Genomic DNA, 20,644 nt, shown 5'->3' with positions numbered 1-20,644 from the left:
CAGACCGTGCCGGCTGTTGATCTTGCAAGGGAAGCGTGAAGACGCGACTTCACGAACTGGGGCCTCCGTGGTTCGCGCATACGCGACCCACAGAGGCCCTGTCAAAGATTGTCAAGAAGTATTACACATCTCCCTGACGGTCCAGTACGGCGGCGAGCGCCTGCTCGAAGTCGGACGCCTCCGAGGCGCCGCGCGTCGGATCCTGCTGCCGTACGTCGATCACGTGGCCGGTCAGCTCCGAGAGCAGCACGTCGAGGGAGGTCTTCGCGACCGCCTCGGAGGAGAGCAGCGAGCCCTCCGGCTCCTGGCCGAACGCCTTGGTGCGCATGGGGGTGGCGGTGCGCTCCGGGTTCACGCAGTTGACCCGGATCCCCTCGCCCGCCCACTCGTCGGAGAGCGCCTGGGTCAGATTGACCATGGCGGCCTTCGTGGACGAGTAGAGGCTGTACTCGGCGCGGCCCCGGGTGTAGCTGCTGGAGGTGTAGAGCATCAACTGGCCCTTGGTCTCCACCAGGTACTTGTACGAGGCGCGCGCGATCTGCACCGGCGCCAGGTAGTTGACGTTCAGCGCCTCTTGGATCGTGGTGTTGTCCGTCTCGGCCAGCTTGCCGATGCGCAGCACACCCGCGGTGTTGATCACGTAGTCGATCCGGCCGGTCTCGCCGTAGGCGCGGGAGAGCGCGTCGTCCACGTGCTCCGGGTTCTCCACGTGCGTACCGGTGGTGGAGCGGCCCAGCGCGTAGACCTTGGCGCCGTACGACTCGGCGAGCTGGGCGATGTCGGCGCCGATGCCGTACGAACCGCCGAAGACGACCAGCGTCTTGCCGGTGAGCAGCTCGCGGTAGGACTCCTCGGACGGCTGCTCGGGCGCGCTCGCGGAGGCGAGCTGGAAGAGCTTGTCCGCGATGAAGACGTCGACCGGCTGGGTGACCTTCATGTTGTACTCGTCGCCCGCCACGACGTAGATCGGCACGTCCGGCAGGTACTTGAGCACGACGGAACAGTCGTCGGTGGCCTGGAAGTTGGGGTCGTCCGCCGCGACCTCGTACGCCTTGCGGACGGTGGAGAGCTTGAACGCCTGCGGGGTCTGGCCGCGGCGCAGCCGGGACCGGTCGGGGACGTCCGTGATGAACTCGCCGTCGCCGCCGTGCGTACGGGTCACGATGATGGTGTCGGCGGACGGGATGGCCACGTCCACCGCCTGGTAGCGCTCCAGCGCGTCCACGCAGTCCTTGATCACACGCTGCGAGAGCAGCGGGCGCACCGCGTCGTGGAACAGCACGTTACGGTCCTCGCCCGGCGCCAGACCCTCGCTCAGCGCGGCGATGGCGCGCTCGGTGGTCTCGTTGCGCGTCGTGCCGCCCTCGATGACCCGGGTGACCTTGGTCAGTCCGGCCTTCGCGACGATCTTCTCCACGTCGGGCACGTAGCCGGGGGCCATCAGCACGATCACGTCGTCGATCGAGTCGCTCTGCTCGAAGATCCACAGGGTGTGCTCGATGACCGCCTTCCCCGCGATCTTCAGCAACTGCTTCGGGATCGACAGGCCCACACGCTGACCGGTACCGCCCGCCAGGACGACAGCGGTGGTGCGGGGCTTCGCGGGCGGCGCGGAAGTTGCAGACACAGGACAGACCTACCTTGCGGGCTCAGAGGATGTAGCGATGGTCCCACCCGCGGCAATCGTCGTGCAAGGTGGACCACAGCCGTGCGCCACCGGCCCGCAACCCCTGATTCACCTGGGAAGACCGGTGTGTCCGCGGTGCGTGGCCGGGAGGTGTACGTGAAGGAGACCACAAAAGATTCACGTCGGAGCACGGGGGGTCACAGATGAGAGGCGTACGGAGTGGCCGCGCGGCCCGGAGGGACCGCGCGGCCACCGGCCGGCTCAGAAGGGCTTGAAGTCCTCGTACGCCTGCTGCGCCTCGTCACGCTCGGCGTCCCGGTCCCGGCGCCGCTGCGCCGCCGGACGCGGCTCCTCAAGGCGGTGGTCCTCGCCGCGGCGGCCCAGCATCTCCGCGCCGGCCATCATCGTGGGCTCCCAGTCGAAGACGACCGCGTCGTCCTCCGCGCCGATGGCGACCCCGTCGCCCGCCCGTGCTCCGGCCTTCATCAGCTCGGACTCGACACCGAGCCGGCTCAGCCGGTCCGCGAGGTAGCCCACGGCCTCGTCGTTGCTGAAGTCGGTCTGGCGGACCCAGCGTTCGGGCTTGTCGCCGCGTACCCGGTAGATGCCGTCCTCCTCCAGGATGACGGTGAAACCGGCGTCGTCGACGGCCCTCGGGCGGATGACGATGCGGGTCGCCTCCTCCTTCGGCTTCTCGGCGCGCGCCGTGGCGATGATCTCCGCGAGCGCGAACGAGAGCTCCTTGAGCCCCAGGTGCGCCACCGCCGACACCTCGAAGACGCGGTAGCCGCGCGCTTCGAGATCGGGCCTGATCATCTCGGCGAGGTCCTTGCCGTCCGGGATGTCGGTCTTGTTGAGGACGACGACGCGCGGCCGGTCGCCGAGACCGCCGTACTGCGCCAGCTCCTCCTCGATGACATCGAGGTCGGTGACCGGGTCGCGGTCCGACTCCAGCGTCGCCGTGTCCAGGACGTGGACGAGTACGGAGCAGCGCTCGACGTGGCGCAGGAACTCCAGGCCGAGGCCGCGGCCCTGGCTGGCGCCCGGGATCAGTCCGGGGACGTCCGCGATGGTGTAGACGGTGGAACCGGCCGTGACCACACCCAGGTTGGGGACGAGCGTGGTGAACGGGTAGTCCGCGATCTTCGGCTTGGCGGCGGAGAGCACGGAGATCAGCGAGGACTTGCCGGCGCTGGGGAAGCCGACGAGCGCGACGTCCGCGACCGTCTTCAGCTCCAGGACGATGTCGCCGCTCCGGCCGGGCTCGCCGAGCAGCGCGAAGCCGGGTGCCTTGCGGCGGGCCGAGGCCAGCGCCGCGTTGCCGAGGCCGCCGCGTCCGCCGTCGGCGGCGACGAAGGTGGTGCCCTCGCCGACCAGGTCGGCCAGGACGTTGCCCCGCTTGTCGAGGATGACAGTGCCGTCGGGCACCGGCAGGACCAGGTCCTGGCCGTCCTTGCCGGAGCGGTTGCCGCCCTCGCCGGGCTTGCCGTTGGTGGCTTTGCGGTGCGGCGAGTGGTGGTAGTCGAGCAGCGTCGTCACCGACTGGTCGACGACGAGGATCACATCGCCGCCCCGGCCGCCGTTGCCGCCGTCGGGGCCGCCGAGGGGCTTGAACTTCTCACGGTGTACGGAGGCGCAGCCGTGGCCTCCGTTACCCGCGGCGACATGCAGCTCGACGCGGTCCACGAAGGTGGTCATGGGGATTGCCTCCAGTACATACGGAATTGTCTTACCTGTAACGCGCGAAAGGCGGACCCGCTTCCCGTCTCCGGGAAGTGAGGTCCGCCCTCGCGAAGAATCGTTCTACAGGCGCCCTGCCTGCCCGCCGGTACCGGAAGAGGTACCGGAGGGTTACTAGGCGGCGGGAACGATGTTGACGACCTTGCGGCCGCGGTGGGTACCGAACTCCACCGCGCCGGGGTTCAGCGCGAACAGCGTGTCGTCGCCGCCACGGCCGACGCCGGTGCCCGGGTGGAAGTGCGTGCCACGCTGGCGGACCAGGATCTCACCGGCGCTGACGACCTGACCGCCGAAGCGCTTCACGCCGAGCCGCTGAGCATTGGAATCGCGCCCGTTCCGAGTGGACGATGCGCCCTTCTTGTGTGCCATGTCTCCTCAGTCCCTTACTTCGCAGCCGCGGGGATGCCGGTGACCTTGATCGCCGTGTACTGCTGGCGGTGGCCCTGGCGACGGCGGTAACCCGTCTTGTTCTTGTAGCGAAGGATGTCGATCTTCGCGCCCTTGTGGTGGTCCACGATCTCGGCCTGAACCTTGATGCCGTCCAGCACCCACGGGTCGCTGGTGACCGCGTCACCGTCGACCACGAGCAGCGTCTTGAGTTCGACGGTGTCGCCGACCTTGCCGGTGGAAATCTTGTCAACCTCAACGATGTCGCCGACAGCAACCTTGTGCTGGCGGCCACCGCTGCGCACGATGGCGTACACGCGGAACTCACTCTCGCTCGGAACGGAACCTCTGAAGCCAGCCGCCCGCACGGGCCGGGGCCCGTGGCAGTCCTGACAGGACGAGCGGCCTCCCCCGGAGATCCGGGAGGTGGGTGCTCAGAGGTGGGCGCGCATAGGAACACACCGAAGGTTTAGAGTACGGGGCCGCTGTACAGGGGGTCAAACCAGCCCCAGCGCCCCACCGCCCGTGGAGGGCGGTGGGGCGACGAGGGGGATCAGTCCTCGGTGGTGGCCGTGACGCCGGAGGGCGCCGTCTGCTCGGCCGCGGCGGTCTTCTTCGACGCCTTGGCCGTGGACTTGGCCGCCTTGGTCGTCTTGGCCGCCTTGGCCGGCGCCTTCTTGGCCGTCGTCGTCTTCTTCGCCACGGTCTTCTTGGCCGTCGTCTTCTTGGCGGCCGTCTTCTTCGCGGGGGCCTTCTTGGCGGCCGTCTTACGGACCGCCTTCTTGGCCGGTGCGGGCGCCTCGGACGCGTCGGACGCGTCGGTGGTGGTGTCGGCGCTGGTGGTGTCGGCGCTGGTGGTGTCGGCGGGCGCGTCGGCCTTCGCCGGCGCCTCCACGACGACGATCGCCGCCTCCTCCGTACCCGACGGCGAACCGGCGGGGGCGGTGACCTTACGGGTCGCCCTGCGGCGCGCACGCGGCGGAGCCGCCACGGGCGCCTCCTCGGCGGCGGCAGGCTCCGCGGCCACCGGCTCGGCGGCGGGCTCGGGCTCCGGGGTCACGGGTACGACCACCTCGGCCGGGGCCCCCGCGTCGGCCACCTTCGGCGAACCGGCCGGGGCCGACGCCTTACGGGTGGCACGGCGGCGCGTACGGCCCTGGGGCGCCGCGTCCGCGGCAGGTGCCTCGGCGGCCTCCACGGGCGCCTCGGCGACCGGAGCCGCCTCGGGTGCCGCAGGAGCCTCGGGTGCCTCCGTCCGGGCCTCCGGCTCCGCCGCCCTCGGCGAACCGGCCGGGGCCGACGCCTTGCGCGACGCACGGCGGCGCGAACGGCCCCGTACGGCCGCCTCGGCCTCCGCGACGCTGCTGAACAGTTCCTCGTCCGGCACGAAGTCGGGCTCGGAGAACGCGACCGGGGCCGCCACCTCCGCCGCGAGCTCGGCCTCCGACTCGGTCTCGTGGTCGGCGTCGGACTCCGCCGCCGTACCCGCCACCTCGTGGTCGTGGTCGTGCTCGTGGTCCGCGCCGGCGCCACCGCGACCGCGCTTCTTGGAGCGCTTGCCGTTGCCGCCGCCACCGGACGCCACCGGCTGCTCCATGTGGACGATCACACCGCGGCCGTTGCAGTGGACACAGGTCTCGGAGAAGGACTCCAGCAGACCCTGGCCGACCCGCTTGCGGGTCATCTGCACCAGGCCCAGCGAGGTGACCTCGGCGACCTGGTGCTTCGTACGGTCCCGGCCCAGGCACTCCAGCAGGCGCCGCAGCACCAGGTCCCGGTTGGACTCCAGCACCATGTCGATGAAGTCGATGACGACGATGCCGCCCAGGTCGCGCAGCCGGAGCTGGCGCACGATCTCCTCGGCCGCCTCCAGGTTGTTCCTGGTGACGGTCTCCTCCAGGTTGCCGCCCTGGCCGGTGAACTTCCCGGTGTTGACGTCGACCACGATCATGGCCTCGGTCTTGTCGATGACCAGCGAACCGCCACTGGGCAGCCAGACCTTGCGGTCCAGCGCCTTCATGAGCTGCTCGTCGATGCGGTACGTCGCGAAGACGTCCACCTCGCTGGTCCAGCGCGACAGCCGGTCGGAGAGGTCCGGCGCGACATGCGCGACGTAGCCGCTGATGGTCTGCCACGCGTCGGCGCCGCTGACGATGACCTTCGAGAAGTCCTCGTTGAAGATGTCGCGGACGACCCGGACGGTCATGTCGGGCTCGCCGTAGAGCAGCGTCGGGGCGTTGCCGCTCTTCGACTTCTTCTTGATGTCCTCCCACTGCCCCTGCAGCCGCTCGACGTCGCGGCGCAGCTCGTCCTCGCTGGCGCCCTCGGCGGCCGTACGGACGATGACACCCGCGTCCTCGGGGACGATCTTCTTGAGGATGGTCTTCAGACGGGCGCGCTCGGTGTCGGGGAGCTTGCGGCTGATGCCGGTCATCGAGCCCTCGGGCACGTACACGAGGTAGCGGCCGGGCAGCGAGACCTGGCTGGTCAGACGGGCGCCCTTGTGGCCGATCGGGTCCTTCGTCACCTGGACGAGCACCGACTGGCCGGACTTGAGGGCGGTCTCGATCCGGCGCGGGCCGTTGGCCATGCCCAGCGCCTCGAAGTTGACCTCACCGGCGTACAGGACGGCGTTGCGCCCCTTGCCGATGTCGACGAAGGCGGCCTCCATGGACGGCAGTACGTTCTGCACCTTGCCCAGGTAGACGTTGCCGACGTAGCTGGTCGCCTGCTCCTTGTTGACGTAGTGCTCGACCAGGACGTTGTCCTCAAGCACGCCGATCTGGGTGCGCTCGCCGTGCTGGCGCACGACCATCACGCGCTCGACGGCCTCACGGCGGGCGAGGAACTCCGCCTCCGTGATGATCGGCACCCTGCGGCGGCCCTGCTCGCGTCCCTCGCGGCGGCGCTGCTTCTTGGCCTCCAGACGGGTCGAGCCCTTGATGGACTGGACCTCGTCGGCGCCGGTGCCGGGCTCACGCTCGGTATCCTTGGCGCGGCGTTCGCGCGGCTCGCGGACCTTGACGACCGTACGCTCCGGGTCGTCACCGCCCCCGGTGCCCTGCTCGGTGTCGGAGCCGCCGTCGGCGCTGCGACGGCGACGGCGGCGACGGCGCCGGCTGCTGGAGGAGCCGCCCGAGGACGCCTCCTGGTCGTCGTCCTGCTCGTCGTCGGAGGCGGCGGGGGCGTCCCGGTCGTCGTCGGCCTCGTCGGTGTGCTCGGCGGAGGAGGACTCCTCCTGCCGCTCGTCCGTGGTGTCGTCGGTGTCCGCGGACTCGCCCCGGCGGCGGCGCCTGCCACCCCGGCGGCGGCGCCGGGAGGGACGGTCGCCGTACTCGTCGGAGTCGTCGGCGCCGTCGTCGGCGGAGCGCTCCGGCTCGTCGTCGCTCTCGTCGTTCTCGTTCGCGGGCTCCACGGCGGGCGCGCGCGGCGCCTCGACCACGGCCGGCGCGGTCTCGGCGGCCGGCGCGGCCTCAGCCGCCGGCTCGGCGGACTCGCCGCGGCGGCGGCGCCTGCTGCGGCGGCCCGAGGGCTCGGGCGCGGCGACGGGCTCGGGCGCCACGGCGGCCGGGGCCGTCGCGGTTTCCTCGTCGTCCAGCTCGTCGGTGGCGTCGGTCCGTCCGGAGACCGCCGCGGCCGCCGCGGCGGTCTCCGGCGTCTGGAACATCGGCTCGGTGAAGACGGGCGCCTGGAAGACGGCCACGGCGGGCCGCCCGGCGGCGCGGCGGCGCGGGGCGCGCTCGGGCTCGCGCTGCACGGGCTTCTGCGTGGCGGACTTCTCCGCGACGGGCTTCTGCTGTGCCGCGGGCTTCTCGGCGACGGGCTCCGTGACGGGCTCGGCGGCGCGGCTCACGGCCTCGGCGGCGGGCTCGGGCGCGGTGGCCGGTGCGGTGGCCCTGCGGCGCGTACGGCCCCGGGTGGCGGCCTTCTCGGCGGCCTGGACCTCCGGCTCGTCGGCGGCGATCCGGTCGACGGTGTCCCGCGGCAGGCTCTCGCCGCCGGGGGCTCCGTCGCCGTTGCCGTTCGGGGCCGCGGTGGCCTCGGCCTCCGGCGAACCGGCGGGCGCGGTGGCCCTGCGGGTGGCGCGGCGGCGGGGGCGCGCGGCGGGCGCGGGCTCCTCGGCCGGGGTCTGGGCGACAGCGGCGACAGCGGCCTCGGCGGCGGGCGCGGGGGTCTCCTCGACGGTGGCCTCGACCGGCTCCGTGGCCGTCTCGGGCGCCGTGACCTTGCGGGTGGCGCGGCGACGGGCGCGCGGCGGCGCGGCAGGCTCCTCCACAGGAGTCTCGTCCGACGCGGCAGCCTCGGCGACCGGCTCGGGCGCGGCGGTCTTACGGGTGGCACGACGGCGCGCACGCGGCGGCTCGGCAGGCTCCTCGGCGGAAGTCTCGTCCGGCGCGGCGGCCTCGGCGACCGGCTCGGGCGCCGCCGTCTTACGGGTGGCGCGACGGCGCGCACGCGGCGGCGCGGCGGGCTCCTCGGCGGGTGTGTCGCTCGCCACGGACTCGGCTGCCCCCGCAGCCTCGGTGGCCTGCGGAACGGTCTCGCTGACGCTCGACGCGTCCTTGACCTCGGCCGCCGCGGTGGGCGGTCCCGCCGGGCGGGACGCTGCCCGGCGCCTGCGGCGCGGCGGCAGCGTGTCGCTGGGCGAGTTGTTCTCTTCGTTGGTGTCCCCGGGGGTGCCGGGTTCGGTGGACTCAAGCATGCGGGCGGTTCTCCCGTCACGCTCCCGGGCGCCACGCCTGATTCCGGTCCGGCCGCGGCCCGCGCTGTGCGCGATTGCCGCCGTCCGGGGCGCGGGCGCCGCACGGGAGCTGTTATGTCTGGGTCGCCGGTTCCGTACGCGACGTCACGTACGGCCTGGCGAAAGTCTTCTGGTCAGTACGCCGCCCGACCCAGGTGGCTCCCGAGTCACAGGGCTGCGCTACAACGACCGCCTTACGCGGAACCTGCACCTTCCGGCGCCGTCGCGGCGGCAAGTCCGGCGGCCTTGGGTGGGGCGGGCCGGGCTGCCTCGCGGTCGGGCGCGAGCGGGTCGGTCACCGTGCCGGACTCCTCGTCGAAGAGCCCCTGCGCCAGCCTGGTCACCGCTGCGGGGACCGGCGGCGCCAGGTCGGCCACAGCTCGGAGACCGGACAGGACGTCGTCGGGTCGCACGGCAGGTGTCACGTGCCGAACAACCAGCCGCAGTATCGCACAGGGGCCGTCCCCCGGCCTATCAGGCTGTGGACGAGCCACCTCCAGGGCGGCCACGGCGGCCCGTGCGTCGAAGGTCCGCAGACCGTTCTTCGCACGGCGTTCCACCTCGACGGTGTCGGCGGCGAGGAACGCGGAGACGGCGTGTCCCGCCTCCTCGTCGGTGACGCCGTCCAGCCGCAGCTCCCATACGGAAGCGGTCAGCCGGTCGGCGAGTCCCGAGGTACGGGCCTCGACGGCGTCGATGATGTCCAGACCCGTCGGCAGCGACTCGTCGAGCAGCTCTCGCAGCTTGTCGGGGTCGCGCGCCTCCACCAGGGCGATCTCCAGGAACTCGGCCTCGCTGCCGGTGCCGGTGGGTGCGGCATTGGCGTACGACACCTTCGGGTGCGGGGTGAACCCCGCCGAGTACGCCATGGGCACCTCGGCGCGGCGCAGCGCCCGCTCGAAGGCGCGCTGGAAGTCTCGGTGGCTGGTGAACCGGAGGCGGCCGCGCTTGGTGTAGCGCAGTCGGATGCGCTGCACCGCCGGTGCGGGCGGCGGGCCTTCGGGCTGTCGCTTGCCCAGTGGTTCTTCTCCTCGGTGCGGACGGTACGCGGTGACGCGCCGCCCTTGGACGTATCTTCGGCGGGGAACACCCCGCGTTCCGGACCGGCCCCGCGCTGTGCGGGGTGATCTCGGGTGCGGGCGCCGCGCCGGGACGATCGTTGTACTACCCAGAGTACGCGCCCGGTGCTCGGACGGTTCCACAGGCCAGGACACTCCGCGTACCCCGGCCGGGGCGCCTCAACCGGCCGTGGGGATCCAGAACCGGAGCTTTCCCCCGCGCTCGTCCTCCAGTTTCCCGCCGGCCGCCTCGATCACCTTGCGCGAGGCGGTGTTGTCGGTGTCGCACGTGACGAGGACGGAGTCGATGCTCAGGGCTCGCGCGATCGGCAGCGCGGCGGTGAGCATGGCCGTCGCGTGGCCCCGGCGGCGGGCGGTGGGGCGTACGGCGTAGCCGATGTGGCCGCCGAGTTCCCGCAGGAACGGGTTGAGCCGGTGGCGGATGGCGAGGCGGCCGAGGAAGGTGTCGCCGTCGGCGTACCAGAGGGTGGTGCAGGGCACCCAGCCCTGGATGCGCGGGGTCTCCTCCAGCGGTTCGGCGTTGAGCCGCTCGCAGTACGCGGCGAAGACCTCGGGGCTGTGCCAGGTCGCCGCGTACTCCTCCATCTCGTGGAGGAGCAGGGAGCGCTCGACGGCGCCTTCCTCGACGAACTCCTCCATCGCGTCGAGGAAGGAGGCGTGCAGGCGGATGTCGGGGGCGATGAACTGCGGCATCGGTCCATTGTGCCGCCGTCACGCGGAAACCCGGCCGGGGTGGTCGCCCCGGCCGGGCCCGTGTCGGTCGTCGTGGTGGCCGGGCCGGTCCGTCCCGGCCCCGTACGTCACCCGGCGGTGCGGCTCACTTCACCACGGTCAGCGGCAGCAGCTTCTTGCCGGTCGGGCCGATCTGGATCTGCGTGTCCATCTGGGGGCAGACCCCGCAGTCGAAGCACGGCGTCCAGCGGCAGTCCTCGACCTCGGTCTCGTCGAGCGAGTCCTGCCAGTCCTCCCAGAGCCAGTCCTTGTCGAGACCGGAGTCCAGGTGGTCCCAGGGCAGGACCTCCTCGTACGTGCGCTCCCGTGTCGTGTACCAGTCGACGTCCACACCGAAGTCCGGCAGCGTCTTCTCGGCGCAGCGCATCCAGCGGTCGTACGAGAAGTGCTCACGCCAGCCGTCGAACCGGCCGCCGTCCTCGTACACCGCGCGGATGACCGCGCCGACGCGGCGGTCGCCGCGGGAGAGCAGGCCCTCGACGATGCCGGGCTTGCCGTCGTGGTAGCGGAAGCCGATGGAGCGGCCGTACTTCTTGTCGGCGCGGATCTTGTCGCGCAGCTTCAGCAGCCGGGCGTCGGTCTCCTCGGCGCTGAGCTGCGGCGCCCACTGGAAGGGGGTGTGCGGCTTGGGCACGAAGCCGCCGATGGAGACGGTGCAGCGGATGTCGTTCTGTCCGGAGACCCTGCGTCCCTCGGCGATGACCTTGACGGCCATGTCGCCGATCTGGAGGACGTCCTCGTCGGTCTCGGTGGGCAGTCCGCACATGAAGTACAGCTTCACCTGGCGCCAGCCGTTGCCGTACGCGGTGGAGACCGTACGGATCAGGTCCTCCTCCGAGACCATCTTGTTGATGACCTTGCGCAGCCGCTCGGAGCCGCCCTCGGGGGCGAAGGTCAGCCCCGACCTGCGGCCGTTCCTGGTCAGCTCGTTGGCCAGGTCGACGTTGAACGCGTCGACGCGGGTGGAGGGCAGGGAGAGCCCGATCTTGTCTTCCTGGTAGCGGTCCGCGAGCCCCTTGGCGACGTCCGCGATCTCGCTGTGGTCGGCGGAGGAGAGGGAGAGCAGCCCGACCTCCTCGAAGCCGGTGGCCTTCAGCCCCTTCTCGACCATGTCGCCGATGCCGGTGATGGAGCGCTCGCGCACCGGGCGGGTGATCATGCCGGCCTGGCAGAAGCGGCAGCCGCGGGTGCAGCCGCGGAAGATCTCCACGGACATCCGCTCGTGCACGGTCTCCGCGAGCGGGACCAGCGGCTGCTTGGGGTACGGCCACTCGTCGAGGTCCATGACGGTGTGCTTGGAGACCCGCCACGGGACGCCGGACCGCTTGGGTACGACGCGGCCGATCCGGCCGTCCGGCAGGTACTCGACGTCGTAGAAGCCCGGCACGTACACGCCGCCGGTCCGTGCGAGCCGGAAGAGGAGTTCCTCGCGCCCGCCGGGGCGGTCCTCGGCCTTCCAGGCGCGGATGATCTCGGTGATCTCCAGGACCGCCTGCTCGCCGTCGCCGATGACCGCGCAGTCGATGAACTCCGCGATCGGCTCGGGGTTGAAGGCCGCGTGGCCGCCCGCGAGCACGATGGGGTGGTCGACGGTACGGTCCTTCGCCGCCAGCGGGATCCCCGCCAGGTCGAGGGCGGTGAGCATGTTCGTGTAGCCCAGCTCCGTGGAGAAGCTCAGCCCGAAGACGTCGAACGCGGAGACGGGGCGGTGCGCGTCGACGGTGAACTGCGGCACCTTGTGTTCGCGCATCAGCGCTTCGAGGTCCGGCCAGACGCTGTAGGTGCGCTCGGCGAGGACACCCTCGCGCTCGTTCAGTACCTCGTAGAGGATCATGACGCCCTGGTTGGGCAGTCCGACCTCGTACGCGTCCGGGTACATCAGCGCCCAGCGGACGTCGGTGTCGTCCCACTCCTTGACGGTGGAGTTGAGTTCACCCCCGACGTACTGGATCGGCTTCTGCACATGCGGGAGCAGAGCTTCGAGCTGCGGGAAGACCGATGTGACAGGCATCACGGGAATCTTTCGTGGACCGACAGGATGAACAGACGAGCGGGATGAACAGACAGTGGCCGACCACCCAGCCTAACGCGGCCGAACGAGCCCTCCGCTCGCTCATCCGTGCGAGCGCACCCCGAGCCGGGCGCGCAGCACCGGGTCCGCCGCCTCCTGCCACACCCGCGGCAGTTCGTGCTCACGCCGCTCGGCCTGCGTCTCCTCCTGCCCGTACAGCAGCCCCCAGGTGAACGCGGATTCGCCGGCCGCGTGCGCCCTGACCGCGAGATCCCGCAGCACCTCGCGGGCGACCACGCTGTCCTGGTGGTCGCCGAGGACCGTCTGTACGGCCTTGATCCGCCGCGCGAACCGCTTGGCGGGCTTCCCCAGGGCGGGGACGGCCGCCTCCGCCGCGTACCGGACCCGCTTGGCCGCCTTACGGGCCTCGTGCAGCGCCAGATCGCGTCCCGGGCCCGGCGGCATGGCGAGCGCGCCGTCGATCCGGTCCGCGAGGCGGTGGTACGCCCGGTCGATCCGCGCGGGCAGCACCTTCTCCGGCGCCTTCGCCGCGGCCGGCCGCAGGGGCGGGGCCGCGAGCAGTGCGTCGAGCGTGGCCAGCAGGGTCAGATAGCGCTCGCTGTCGAGTACGGCGACGGTCCTGGCCCGGGAGCCGGTCCGGCCGCCGGCGCTCCAGATCCGCAGCCGCGCGCGGACCGGCCCCAGCAGCAGGGTGCCGGGCACGGCGCCGACGCGGGCGGCCAGCCGCTCGCTCAGGACCTCGTGGTCGCGGTCGACGCCCAGCTCGGCGGCGAGCCACTTCAGCTCCTCGCCGACGGGGTCGGTGACGGTCCGGTCCAGGACCTTGCGGTGGGTACGGAACGTGGAGCGCAGCCGCCGGGTGGCGACGCGGAGCTGGTGGACGGAGTCCGGCAGGTCACGGCGTACGGCGGGGTCCTGGGCGACGATCGTGGCGACCTGGTCGCGCAGATAGGCCAGGACATGGTCCCCGGCGGTGACGGGCGCGGACGGCGACGCTCCCCCGGCCCGGCCGCCCGGTGATTGAGCACCCGCCGACCGGCCGCCCGCCCCGAGTGCCCGGGCGAGCTTCGAGGCCGAGGCGGCCGGGCGCAGCCCCGCCTTGCGGAGCCTCTTCTCCACGGCGTCCAGCACCGCCGGGTCCGCGCCGTCCGCCAGCTCCACCTCGACCTCGGTCCACGCGGTGTCGGCGCGCTTGCGCCCGGTCCCTGGCAGGCGCCGCGCCCGTACGGTGTCGACGGCGACCTCGGCGAGCGGCGCGCCGCGCGCGTCGAGCAGCAGGCTCACCTCGCGCGAGGTCCGCAGCCGTACGACGGGGATCAGCTCGGCGTCGCGGACGCGGGAGCGGACCAGTCCGGCCAGCTCGGGCGGGAGGGTGTCGGCGAGCGGCGCCCGGATCTCGTCGCGGATGCCGGTGGCGACGGGGAACTTCAGGTGCCAGCCCGCGTCGTCGCCGCCCGTCCTGCGGCGCAGGGTGAGCGCGTCGGCGTGCAGGCGCAGGGCGGGGGTGTCGTAGTAGACGGCGTCAAGCGTCTGGACGCCCCGGGCGCGGACGGCGGCGACGCCCCGGGCCCCGGTGAGGTCGGGCAGTCCGGGCGGCTCGTCGGTGTCCGGGCGCTCGGGGAGTTCGTACTTGCGCTCGATCTCACGCTTGTTGTCCGCCATGTACCGAATTTAGCCGCAGGGGGTGCCGGACGGCACCCCCTGCGACATGGCCGGCCTCCACGGGTCAGGCCGTTATCGGCCGCTGGACCCGGATCGACTGGAGCAGCCCTACCGCTATCCAGACGGCGAACATGGAGGTGCCTCCGTACGACACGAAGGGCAGCGGCAGCCCGGCCACCGGCATGATGCCGAGCGTCATCCCGATGTTCTCGAACGACTGGAACGCGAACCAGGCGATGATCCCGGCGGCCACGATCGTGCCGTACAGCTCGGTCGTCTCGCGGGCGATCCGGCAGGCGCGCCAGAGGATCACGCCGAGCAGGACGAGGATCAGCCCGGCGCCGAGGAAGCCCAGCTCCTCGCCCGCGACCGTGAAGACGAAGTCGGTCTGCTGCTCGGGCACGAACTGGCCGGTGGTCTGCGAGCCGTGGAAGAGCCCGGTGCCGGTCAGTCCGCCGGAGCCGATGGCGATGCGCGCCTGGTTGGTGTTGTAGCCGACGCCCGCCGGGTCGAGCTCCGGGTTGGCGAAGGCGGCGAAGCGGTTGATCTGGTATTCGTCCAGCACCCCGAGCGCGGCGACCGCGACGGCGCCGGCCACGCCCGCGCCGACCAGGCCGAGGATCCAGCGGTTGGAGGCGCCGGAGGCGAGCAGCACGCCGAGCACGATGACCGCCATGACCATCACCGAGCCGAGGTCCGGCATCAGCATGACGATGGCCATCGGCAGCACCGCGAGGCCGAGGGACTTCGCGACGGTGCGGTGGTCGGGATGGAGCTGGTCCCCCGCGTCCACCCGTGCCGCGAGCATCATCGCCATGCCCAGGATGATCGTGATCTTCACGAACTCGGAGGGCTGGAGGGTGAAGCCGCCGCCGATCACGATCCAGGAGTGGGCGCCGTTGATGGTCGCGCCGAGCGGGGTGAGGACCAGCACGACCAGCAGGACGGAGAAGCCGTACAGCACGGGGACCGCGCCGCGCAGGGTGCGGTGCCCGAGCCAGATCGTGCCGATCATCAGGGCGAACCCGATGCCGGTGTTGAGCAGGTGGCGGAAGAGGAAGTAGTAGGGGTCGCCCTGGTTGAGGTGGGTGCGGTTGCGGGTCGCCGACCAGACGAGCAGGGAGCCGAGGACCGACAGGGCGAGCGCGGAGAAGAGCAGTGGCCAGTCGAGCCGGCGCACCATCGAGTCGCGGGCCGAGAGTCTGGCCCAGGTCCCGCGCTCCGGACCGTAGCCGGAGACGGAGAAGCCGCTTGTACCGGCCATGGATCAGTCCCTCCGGCCCGGTGCGGCGGGCGGGCCCGCCAGTACCTGCTCATCGGCCGGCAGTTCCTTCTCCGGCTCGTACGGCCTGACCTTCGGCGCGTCGATCGAGCCGTCCGGCTGGATCGTGGGCAGCGCGGTGCGCGGGGTGGGCATGAGCGCCTTCGAGAGGTTCTGGTCGCCCTTCGCGTTCAGCCCGTACATCGCCTCGTATATCTTGCGGACGGCCGGTCCGGAGGCCCCGGAGCCCGTACCACCCTGGGCGATCGTCATCACGATCGTGTAGTCCTTGGTGTACGAGGCGAACCATGAGGTCGTCTGCTTGCCGTAGACCTCGGCCGTACCCGTCTTGGCGTGCATCGGGATCTTGTCCTGCGGCCAGCCGCCGAACCGCCAGGCCGCGGAGCCGCGGGTGGCGACACCGGCGAGGGCCTCGTCGATCTCGTCGCGCGTCTGCTTGTTCATCGGCAGCTTGCCGTGCGCCTTCGGCGCGATCTCCTCGACGCGCTTGCCGTCGGGGCTGATGACCGCCTTGCCGACGGTGGGGTTGTAGAGGGTGCCGCCGTTGGAGATGGCCGAGTAGATCGTGGCCATCTGGATCGGAGTGACGAGGGTGTCGCCCTGGCCGATCGAGTAGTTGACGGAGTCACCGGCGCGCATCAGGTTGCCTTCGAGGCAGCCTTCGTAGGCGAGCTGCTGGACGTAGGTGCCGCCCTTCTTGCCCTGCTTGCACCAGCCGGCCTTGTTGGCCTCCCAGAACTTCTGCTTCCACTGGCGGTCCGGGACGCGTCCGGTGACCTCGTTGGGGAGGTCGATGCCGGTCTCCTTGCCGAGGCCGAACTGGTGGGCGGTCTTGTAGAACCAGTCGTTGGCGCTCTTCTTCGGCTTGGTGCCGCCGTCCCTCTGCCACTCCTTGTGGGCGAGGCCGTAGTACACGGTGTCGCAGGAGACCTCCAGCGCCTTGCCGATGGTGATCGAGCCGTACCCCTTGGACTCGAAGTTCTTGAAGACCTGGCTGCCGACGTTGTACGAGCTGGGGCAGGGGTAGTTGCCGTCGAAGGGGTAGCCCGCGTTGACGGCGGCCGTCGACGAGATGACCTTGAAGATCGAGCCGGGGGCCGCCTGGCCCTGGATGGCGCGGTTCAGCAGCGGGAAGTTGGACTTCTTACCGGTGAGCCTCGCGTAGTCCTTCGCGGAGATGCCGCCGACCCAGGAGTTGGGGTCGTACGTCGGCTGGGAGGCCATCGCGACGACGCGGCCGGTCTTCGCCTCCATGACGACGACGGCGCCGGAGTCCGCCTTGTAGTTCTCGTTGGTGTTGCGGTCCATCTCCTTGCGGGCGGCCTTCATCGCCTCGTTCAGCTCGTACTCGGCGACGGCCTGGACACGGGCGTCTATCGAGGTGACGACATTGGCGCCGGGCTCGGCCTGGTCGCTCTTGGCCTCGCCGATGACCCGGCCGAGGTTGTCGACCTCGTACCGGGTGACGCCGGCCTTGCCGCGGAGCTGCTTGTCGTACGTGCGCTCCAGCCCTGAGCGGCCGACCTGGTCGGAGCGGAGGTACGGCGACTCGGTGTCCTGCGCCTTGGTGATCTCTTCGTCGGTGACGGGCGAGAGGTAGCCGAGTACCTGGGCGGTGTTGGCGAGCCCCGGCGCGGCGTAGCGGCGTACGGCGGTGGGTTCCGCGGTGATGCCGGGGAAGTCCTCGGCGCGCTCGCGGATCTGGAGGGCCTGCTGGGTGGTGGCCTCGTCGGTGACGGGGATCGGCTGGTAGGGCGAACCGTTCCAGCAGGGCTGGGGGGTCTTCGCGTCGCAGAGCCGGACCTTGGAGATGACGTCCTGCGGCTTCATGTCGAGGACGTCGGCGAGGTTGGTCAGGGCCGCCTTGCCGTTGTCGTTCATCTTCATCAGCTCGGTGCGGCTGGCGGAGACGACGAGACGGGTCTCGTTGTCGGCGAGCGGCACCCCGCGGGTGTCGAGGATCGAGCCGCGGACGGCGGGCTGGATGACCTGCTGGACGTGGTTGTTCTTGGCCTCGTCCGTGTACTCCTGGCCGTTGCGGACCTGGAGGTACCAGAGCCGGCCGCCGAGGGTGAGGAGGAGGGAGAAGACGAGGACCTGGATGACGACGAGCCGGATCTGGACCCGGGGTGTCCGTCCGGTCTCCGGGATGTTGCTCACTGCGACCCCCCACGGGCGCTACGGACGGTACGGGTGGCACAGGCGGTACGAGTGGTACGGGCGGTACGGGCGGTACCAGGGGTACGGGCGGACGGTGCGGTCACCGGGGACGGGTTCGCGGGGGACGGTGCGGTCACAGGCGCTTGACCCCCTTGATCCGTCCGGCCCGCGCCGCGCGGTTACGGGCCGCTCTGACCCGCAGTCCGCCGCGCTGGCCGCCGATCCGCAGCCCCGTACCGGAGCCGGCCCAGCCGGAGGCCATGTCGCCCGCGGAGCTGTCCCGGGACTCGGCGAGGGGGTCGTTGTCGGCGCGTCTGGCCAGGGCCATGACGAGCGGGACGACGAACGGGGCGAGCAGCAGGTCGTAGACCGCCGCGGTGAGGATCAGCCCGCCCAGGCCGACATGGCGGGCTGCGGTGTCGCCGACGAGGGCGCCGACGCCCGCGTACAGCAGGGTCGAGCAGATCGCCGCGGCGACGACCGCGGTCATCGGGGCGAGCGCCGAGCGGAGCTGGCCCTTCTCGGGCCGTACCAGCCCGGCCACGTAACCGATGACGCAGAGGACCAGGGCGTACCGTCCGGCGGCGTGGTCGGCGGGCGGCGCGAGGTCGGAGAGCAGACCGGCGCCGAAGCCGATGAGGGCGCCGCCGACATGCCCGTACACGAAGGCCAGGGCGAGGACGACGAGGAGCATCAGGTCGGGTACGGCGCCGGGGAGCTGGAGCCGGGCGAGGACGGACACCTGGACGACGAGGGCGACCACGACCAGGGTGGTGGAGAGCAGAATCCGGTTGAAGCGCATGGGGTTCAGCCCTACTCCTGGTCGTCTGCCGCTTGGCCGTTGCCGTTGCCCGCGTTGCCGGGATCGGCGTTCGCGGCGGCGTCGGGGTCGGGGTTCGGGTTCGCGTCGGCGTTCGGGTTCGGATTCGCGTTCGGGTCCGCGCCGGTGACGGGGGCGGTGTTCCCGTTGACGTCGAGGTTGCCGCCGGCGTCGGCGTTCAGGTCGGCGTCCGGGGACGGGGTGACCGTCACGGTGACGGTGGGCGTCGGGACGGGCTTGGCCTTCGGCGGCAGCACCGTGTCCCGCGGGTCCTCGCGCGGCGCCTCGACGACGACCCCGACGATGTCCAGCTTGGTGAAGCCGACGAACGGCCGCACCGAGAGCGTACGGGTGAGGTCGCCGCCGGACGGGTCCACGCGGACGACCTCGCCGACCGGCACGCCGGGCACGAACGGCTTGTCCTTGCTCGATCCGAAGGTGACCAGCCGGTCGCCGTTGCGGATCTTCGCCTTGCCGTTGAGGAGTTGCACGGAGAGCGGCCGGTCGCCCTGGCCGGTGGCGAAGCCGAGTTCGTCGGAGCCCTCCATCCGGGTGCCGACGGTGAAGCCGGGGTCGTTGGCGAGCAGCACGGTCGCGGTGTTCGGGCCCACGGTGGTGACCCGGCCGACCAGTCCGTCCCCGTTGAGTACGGTCATGTCGCGCGCGATGCCGTCGTTGCGGCCCATGTCGATGGTGACCGTCCAGGAGAAGCCCTGGGCCGCTCCTATGGCGATGACCTGGGCGCCCTTGATGCCGTACTGGCCGGCGCCGGCCCGCTGGAGCATCGTGTCCAGCTCGCGGACCTGGCTGCGGTTGCGGGCGTCGCTGCCGAGTCTCTGCTTGAGTTCCGCGTTCTCCCGCTCCAGGGCGGCGATGCGGGTGTGCCGCGAGCCGGAGTCCCGTACGGCCCCTATGGCGTTGCCGACCGGGTTCACCGCCGCAGCGACACCGTTCTCCACCGGGCCGAAGACCGTGGCGGCGGCCTGGCGCGCGCCGTCCACGGGGGAATCCTCACCGCCGCGGATGTCCACCGTGATCAGTGCGAACGCGATGGCGATCAGCAGCACCAGGAGCAGACGGCTCTCTCGTGTGTCCCTCACGTGCGGCGGCCGTGCCTTCCTCGTAGGAATGGGTGGTGCCTGTAATTCAACGATCCGCCGGACGGGAAGTCAGGCACCCGTTCGGCGGATCTTTGATGGTTCCGTCACCGACGAGGCTGTGCGTCCAGCACCTGCTGGAGTGCTTCGAACTCCTCGACGCACTTGCCGGATCCCAGCGCGACGGAGTCCAGCGGATCCTCCGCGATATGGATCGGCATGCCGGTCTCCCGGCGCAGCCGCTCGTCGAGACCGCGCAGCAGGGCGCCGCCGCCGGTGAGCACGATCCCGCGGTCCATCACATCGCCGGACAGCTCGGGCGGGCACTTGTCGAGCGTCGTCTTCACGGCGTCGACGATCGCGTTGACCGGCTCCTCGATGGCCTTGCGGACCTCGGCGGCGGAGATGACGACGGTCTTCGGCAGGCCGGAGACCAGGTCACGGCCGCGGATCTCGGTGTGCTCGTCCTTGTCGAGGTCGTAAGCGGAACCGATGGTGATCTTGATGCTTTCCGCGGTCCGCTCACCGAGGAGGAGCGAGTACTCCTTCTTGATGTGCTGGATGATCGCGTTGTCCAGCTCGTCGCCGGCGACGCGGATGGACTGTGCCGTCACGATGCCGCCGAGCGAGATGACGGCGACCTCGGTGGTGCCGCCACCGATGTCGACGACCATGTTGCCGGTGGCCTCGTGGACGGGGAGTCCCGAACCGATGGCCGCGGCCATCGGCTCCTCGATGATGTGCACCTGGCGCGCGCCGGCCTGGGTGGACGCCTCGATCACGGCGCGGCGCTCGACCCCGGTGATGCCGGAGGGCACACAGACGACGACGCGCGGACGGGCGAGGTAGCGGCGCTTGTGGATCTTGAGGATGAAGTAGCGCAGCATGCGCTCGGTGATCTCGAAGTCGGCGATCACGCCGTCCTTCAGCGGCCGGACGGCAACGATGTTGCCCGGTGTCCGGCCGATCATCTTCTTGGCTTCTGAGCCGACCGCGAGAATGCCGCCTGTGTTGGTGTTGATGGCGACCACGGACGGCTCGTTGAGTACGATCCCGCGGCCCCTGACGTACACCAGCGTGTTGGCGGTCCCGAGGTCGACAGCCATGTCACGGCCGATGAACGACATGTGGTTCCCCATGAGGATGCGTCTGGCCTTCCCAAGCGTTGACGGCTTTTCAGGATGGCGAGGTGGGTGCTGTGGCGTGGAGGCTTCCATCGTAGTGCCGTCGGAGCGACGGCGGCTCGCTGGCCCACCTCTGTAACGGTGACGAAGTGTCGGACCGA

14 protein-coding genes are annotated in these 20,644 nt (G+C 71.1%); all 14 read right to left on the bottom strand.

What is annotated here, in order from left to right; genetic code table 11:
- Positions 1 to 121 precede the first annotated feature (121 nt).
- Entirely contained in the window at positions 122 to 1,627 is a 1,506-nt protein-coding gene (locus tag ACIBJC_RS19620; RefSeq protein WP_329827120.1) for a bifunctional cytidylyltransferase/SDR family oxidoreductase, read from the bottom strand.
- A gap of 261 nt (positions 1,628 to 1,888) precedes the next feature.
- Positions 1,889 to 3,325, bottom strand: a complete 1,437-nt coding sequence (obgE, locus tag ACIBJC_RS19615) for a GTPase ObgE (protein ID WP_329827118.1) — start codon at positions 3,323 to 3,325, stop codon at positions 1,889 to 1,891.
- Positions 3,326 to 3,481: 156 nt separating this feature from the next.
- A complete protein-coding gene (gene rpmA / locus ACIBJC_RS19610) occupies positions 3,482 to 3,736 on the bottom strand; it encodes a 50S ribosomal protein L27 (protein ID WP_329827117.1) in 255 nt (84 codons plus the stop codon).
- A gap of 14 nt (positions 3,737 to 3,750) precedes the next feature.
- Entirely contained in the window at positions 3,751 to 4,071 is a 321-nt protein-coding gene (gene rplU, locus ACIBJC_RS19605; protein WP_329827115.1) for a 50S ribosomal protein L21, read from the bottom strand.
- A gap of 236 nt (positions 4,072 to 4,307) precedes the next feature.
- Entirely contained in the window at positions 4,308 to 8,456 is a 4,149-nt protein-coding gene (locus ACIBJC_RS19600) for a ribonuclease E/G (RefSeq protein ID WP_399293859.1), read from the bottom strand.
- A 233-nt stretch (positions 8,457 to 8,689) separates the two neighbouring features.
- Positions 8,690 to 9,472, bottom strand: a complete 783-nt coding sequence (locus ACIBJC_RS19595) for a TIGR03936 family radical SAM-associated protein (protein ID WP_399293856.1) — start codon at positions 9,470 to 9,472, stop codon at positions 8,690 to 8,692.
- 261 nt (positions 9,473 to 9,733) lie between these two features.
- Complete coding sequence (locus tag ACIBJC_RS19590; RefSeq protein WP_399293853.1) at positions 9,734 to 10,267, bottom strand: GNAT family N-acetyltransferase; 534 nt, start codon at positions 10,265 to 10,267, stop codon at positions 9,734 to 9,736.
- A 124-nt stretch (positions 10,268 to 10,391) separates the two neighbouring features.
- Complete coding sequence (locus ACIBJC_RS19585) at positions 10,392 to 12,317, bottom strand: TIGR03960 family B12-binding radical SAM protein (protein WP_399293851.1); 1,926 nt, start codon at positions 12,315 to 12,317, stop codon at positions 10,392 to 10,394.
- Positions 12,318 to 12,419: 102 nt separating this feature from the next.
- A complete protein-coding gene (locus ACIBJC_RS19580) occupies positions 12,420 to 14,000 on the bottom strand; it encodes a CHAD domain-containing protein (RefSeq protein WP_399293848.1) in 1,581 nt (526 codons plus the stop codon).
- 64 nt (positions 14,001 to 14,064) lie between these two features.
- A complete protein-coding gene (gene rodA / locus ACIBJC_RS19575) occupies positions 14,065 to 15,264 on the bottom strand; it encodes a rod shape-determining protein RodA (protein WP_399293845.1) in 1,200 nt (399 codons plus the stop codon).
- Between the two features lie 3 nt (positions 15,265 to 15,267).
- The gene (gene mrdA / locus ACIBJC_RS19570) at positions 15,268 to 17,442 is read right to left on the bottom strand and encodes a penicillin-binding protein 2 (RefSeq protein ID WP_399293842.1); all 2,175 of its coding nucleotides are present in this window, start codon (positions 17,440 to 17,442) and stop codon (positions 15,268 to 15,270) included.
- A gap of 133 nt (positions 17,443 to 17,575) precedes the next feature.
- The gene (gene mreD / locus ACIBJC_RS19565) at positions 17,576 to 18,244 is read right to left on the bottom strand and encodes a rod shape-determining protein MreD (protein WP_329827107.1); all 669 of its coding nucleotides are present in this window, start codon (positions 18,242 to 18,244) and stop codon (positions 17,576 to 17,578) included.
- A gap of 11 nt (positions 18,245 to 18,255) precedes the next feature.
- Positions 18,256 to 19,362, bottom strand: a complete 1,107-nt coding sequence (gene mreC / locus ACIBJC_RS19560) for a rod shape-determining protein MreC (protein WP_399293840.1) — start codon at positions 19,360 to 19,362, stop codon at positions 18,256 to 18,258.
- Positions 19,363 to 19,466: 104 nt separating this feature from the next.
- Entirely contained in the window at positions 19,467 to 20,486 is a 1,020-nt protein-coding gene (locus ACIBJC_RS19555; protein WP_329827104.1) for a rod shape-determining protein, read from the bottom strand.
- Positions 20,487 to 20,644 lie beyond the last annotated feature (158 nt).

Origin of the sequence: Streptomyces sp. NPDC050509, from assembly GCF_044457965.1 — a bacterium.
Classification (GTDB): domain Bacteria; phylum Actinomycetota; class Actinomycetes; order Streptomycetales; family Streptomycetaceae; genus Streptomyces.
This window is presented reverse-complemented; position numbering and strand designations above follow the sequence as displayed.

Excerpts from the sequence above, each read along its gene's own strand:
- ACIBJC_RS19555 (WP_329827104.1), bottom strand. The coding sequence starts at position 20,486 with ATGTCGTTCATCGGCCGTGACATGGCTGTCGACCTCGGGACCGCCAAC.
- mreD (WP_329827107.1), bottom strand. The coding sequence starts at position 18,244 with ATGCGCTTCAACCGGATTCTGCTCTCCACCACCCTGGTCGTGGTCGCC.
- ACIBJC_RS19590 (WP_399293853.1), bottom strand. The coding sequence starts at position 10,267 with ATGCCGCAGTTCATCGCCCCCGACATCCGCCTGCACGCCTCCTTCCTC.
- obgE (WP_329827118.1), bottom strand. The coding sequence starts at position 3,325 with ATGACCACCTTCGTGGACCGCGTCGAGCTGCATGTCGCCGCGGGTAAC.
- ACIBJC_RS19600 (WP_399293859.1), bottom strand. The coding sequence starts at position 8,456 with ATGCTTGAGTCCACCGAACCCGGCACCCCCGGGGACACCAACGAAGAG.
- ACIBJC_RS19585 (WP_399293851.1), bottom strand. The coding sequence starts at position 12,317 with ATGCCTGTCACATCGGTCTTCCCGCAGCTCGAAGCTCTGCTCCCGCAT.
- ACIBJC_RS19580 (WP_399293848.1), bottom strand. The coding sequence starts at position 14,000 with ATGGCGGACAACAAGCGTGAGATCGAGCGCAAGTACGAACTCCCCGAG.
- rpmA (WP_329827117.1), bottom strand. The coding sequence starts at position 3,736 with ATGGCACACAAGAAGGGCGCATCGTCCACTCGGAACGGGCGCGATTCC.
- rodA (WP_399293845.1), bottom strand. The coding sequence starts at position 15,264 with ATGGCCGGTACAAGCGGCTTCTCCGTCTCCGGCTACGGTCCGGAGCGC.